The organism is Arthrobacter sp. B0316-1-20 (assembly GCF_059091865.1).
The window spans coordinates 1-3,769 of record NZ_JBNHHC010000174.1 but is presented as its reverse complement, the minus strand read 5'-3'; the positions used below and the strand labels follow the sequence as shown (position 1 = coordinate 3,769).

Annotated in this window: 3 protein-coding genes; 1 reads left to right on the top strand and 2 read right to left on the bottom strand. The window is 68.3% G+C overall.

What is annotated here, in order from left to right; translation table 11 throughout:
- A partial coding sequence (locus tag AC5RW2_RS41260) for a thiamine pyrophosphate-binding protein (RefSeq protein WP_494075310.1) occupies positions 1–1,231 on the bottom strand: 1,231 nt, incomplete at its 3' end.
- Positions 1,228–2,247, bottom strand: a complete 1,020-nt coding sequence (gene speB, locus AC5RW2_RS41255; protein ID WP_494031726.1) for an agmatinase — start codon at positions 2,245–2,247, stop codon at positions 1,228–1,230. The genes speB and AC5RW2_RS41260, both read right to left, overlap by 4 nt.
- Positions 2,248–2,339: 92 nt before the next feature.
- On the opposite strand from speB, the gene AC5RW2_RS41250 reads away from it, so the two are divergent.
- On the top strand, positions 2,340–3,769 hold a 1,430-nt coding region (locus AC5RW2_RS41250; RefSeq protein ID WP_494075309.1), incomplete at its 3' end, for an FAD-dependent monooxygenase.

Sequence of the window (3,769 nt, the reverse complement as noted above, 5' to 3'; positions counted from 1 at the left end):
CCCAGCACGACCAGGCCCAGTAGGCCGCGATGGTCATGTCCCAGAAGGTCTGCATGTCGTCCGGCACCGCGTCCCGGATGTCCGCCATGAATTTCCGCTCCAGGGCCAGGTCCTGGCTGTCCAGCCGGGCCTGCACCTTGGCCAGGGTTTCCTTGACCAGGATTTCCGGGGTCCGGCCGTGCCAGCCCGCAGCCCCTCCGGCCGGCACCTCCGCGTCCGTGAGCGCGGCACCCAGCGCCGCGTCCAGCGCCTCATCCAAGACCGCGAGCGCCTGGCCTGCGTCGGCCCGGATGCCCAGCGCGGGGCGATTGGACTCCAGGACCCGGGGTTCGGCGTCGATCTGGATGATCCGGCCACGGGGCTCCAGCGTGAAATAGTTGCTCGTCACCTCACCCAGGGAGGAGCCGACCACCAGCAGCACGTCTGCGTCCTCCAGGACCTCGGTGACGTAGCGGTCCTCGACCCAGGACTGCAGCGACAGCTCGTGGTTCCAGGGGAAGGACCCCTTGCCGCCCGGCGTCATGACCACCGGGGCCCGCAGCTTCTCGGCCAGGGACAGCAGCTTTTCTTCCCCCCGGCCGCGGCGGGTTCCTCCGCCCGCCACGATCGCCGGACGCTCCGCGGCAGACAGCCAGCGCACTGCCTCCTTGACCAGCTCAGTGCGCGGCGGGTTGTCGAAGGGTTCTGCCAGCGCATCCTCCACCGGCGGCACCACTACCGGGTCCAGCAGCACATTTTGCGGAATCTCGATCCAGACCGGACCCTGCGGCGAGGAGACTGCCTCCGTCCAGGCGTCCATGATGGCGGAGGGAATGCCGGAGGCATGCTGGATGAGCCGCTGGCTCTTGGTCACGTTCGCCGCGGAGGCCTTCTGGTCGTCGAGCTGGTGCAGCATCCCCTTGCGCCGCGCCCCGAGTCCTTCCAGCGGAATCTGGCTGGCCACCACGATTATGGGCACCCCGGTGGCGTACGCCTCCTGCAGGCCGGCCAGGGCCGTCAGCGCGCCCGGCCCGGTGGACAGGAACAGCACGCCGACCTCGCCCGTGGCCCGGGAGTAGCCGTCCGCGGCGAAGGCGGCGTTGTTCTCCACGCGCGCGGAGACGAACCGCAGGTCGGAGCGGGAGAGGGCGTCGAACAGGCCCAGCGCGTGCTGGCCCGGGATCCCGAACACTGTCCGGGCACCCAGCGCGGCCAGGGTTTCAACGACGAGGTCTCCGCCGTTGCGGCTCACGCGTGGCCCCCGGTGGTTGCGCGGCGTGCCAGCGGAGCGGAAAGCCCTTCAGCCACAGCCCGGTCCGCCATGAGCGTCACCAGATCGTAGGCCACGTGCGAGGCCGCAACCCCGGTGATCTCCGCATGGTCGTACGCCGGGGCGACCTCAACGACGTCGGCCCCCACCAGATTCAGGCCGCGCAGTCCGCGCAGGATCTCCAGCAGTTCCCGGCTGGTCATGCCGCCGGCCTCCGGTGTTCCGGTGCCGGGGGCGTGCGCCGGGTCCAGCACGTCGATGTCCACGGACACATAGAGCGGCCGGTCCCCGATCCGGTCGCGGAGCCGGGCGATGACCTCGTCCACGCCCTGCCGGAAGACATCGGCGGAGGTCAGGATGCCGAAGCCGAAGCGGCGGTCGTCCTCCAGGTCCTTCTTGCCGTACAGCGGCCCCCGGGTCCCCACATGGGACAGCGCCTCGGTGTCCAGGATCCCTTCCTCCACAGCGCGGCGGAACGGCGTGCCGTGCGTGTATTCGGCCCCGAAATAGGTGTCCCAGGTGTCCAGGTGCGCATCGAAATGCAGCAGCGCCACGGGTCCGTGCCGCTGGGCCGCAGCGCGCAGCAGCGGCAGCGCGATCGTGTGGTCGCCGCCCAGCGTCACCAGCCTGCCGCCGTCGTCCGTCAGGTCCAGCGCATGCTGCTGGATCGACACGATCGCCTCGTGGATCTCGAACGGGTTCACGGCCATATCCCCCGCGTCCGCCACCTGTACGTTCTCGAACGGGGAAACATCCAGGGCCGGGTTGTAGGGGCGCAGCAGGCGCGAGGCCTCGCGCACATGGTTAGCCCCGAACCGCGCACCCGGACGGTAGGAAACCCCGGAATCGAACGGGACTCCGACGACGGCGATCTCCGCCTTGCGTACCTGGTCCAGCCGAGGGATCCGGGCGAAGGTGGAGGGACCGGCAAAGCGCGGAATCCGCGATGAATCGATGGGACCGAGATTGCCGTTGGCTTCAATGCGGAGTTCTTCCATGGAATTCCCTCGGAATAGTTGTCCAACAGGCATCAGCTGTTTCGTCTCACGCTAATCAGGGGCAGGTGTTGGGTCAAGGGTAGGCTTGTGCCATGGCAGGCTCACGGCGCAGTAATGACGAGAAAAACGACGTTGACGTTCTGATTGTCGGGGCGGGTCCGACCGGGCTGGCCCTGGCAGCCCAGTTGCACGCCCTTGGCATCAGCTTCCAGATAATCGACAAACAACTCGAGCGCGCCAGCCAGTCGCGCGCCCTGGCGATCCAGCCCCGCACCCTCGAGGTGCTTGCAGGAACCGGCATCACGGACAAGCTCATCGCCGCCGGCAACCGCACCGCCCAGATGCGCGTGCATTTCGGCAACCGGGTCAGCAGGTTCGGGCTCTTCGACATCGGCATCAATGACACCGCTTACCCCTTCCTGCTGTTCCTCTCCCAGGCAGAAACCGAACGCATCCTGACCGAGCACCTGGCCCAGGACCGGATCCGGGTGGACCGCGGGTATGAACTGCAGGAAATCGAGCAGGACGACTTCGGCGTCGACGCCCGCATCCGCCACATCAGCGGCGCGATCTCACACACCCGCGCCAGCTACCTGGTCGGCTGCGACGGCGCGCACAGCACCGTGAGGCGGAAGACGCCGATCGGCTTCACCGGTTCCTCCTTCCCGCAGACCTTCATCCTGGCGGACCTCGAGGTCGACGGACTGGAGCGGAAGGCCATCCATTCCTTCATAACCGACGCCGGCGTGATGTTCTTCTTCCCGCTCGGCAGGCCTGCCACCTGGCGGATGCTCAGCCTGCGCCCCCGGAAGGACGCCGGCACGGAGGTCACACTGGCGAAGCTGCAGCAGCTGGCTGACACGTACACGAACGGCAAGGCCCGCCTGCATGACCCGGCCTGGCTGACCGGCTTCCGGATCCAAAGCAAGTCCGCCGAACGGTACCGGGAGGGGCGCGTCTTCGTGGCCGGGGACGCGGCGCACATCCACAGCCCCGCGGGCGCGCAGGGCATGAACACCGGGATTCAGGATGCAGTGAACCTGGCGTGGAAGCTGGCCCTCGGATCCACCGGGGCGGCGACCCCGGAACTGCTGGATTCCTACGACGGCGAACGCTCGCCGGTGGGGCGGACGGTCCTCAGGTTCACCAACCGGCTGTTCAAGTTCGCCACCTCCGCCAACCCGCTGATGAAACTGGCCCGCACCCGGCTGGCACCCCGGCTGATCCCGCTGGCCATCCGGTCCCGGCCGCTGCGCACCGCCGGACTGCGGATGATTTCCGAGCTTGACGTCAACTACCGCCGCAGCCCAATCGTGGAAACAGGCTCCCGGATCATGTTCCGCGGACCGAAGGCGGGCGACCGCCTCCCCGACGCGCCGGTTCTGCGCGCCGGCCGGCCCAGCACGCTGCACGCCGAGCTCGCGGACGCAGGTTTCCATCTTCTGCTGTGCGGTCCGGGCTGGAGCGGGCGCTGGCGCCAGGATTCGCCGTCGTCCTATTCGAAGCATCCGTTCGCGGATTT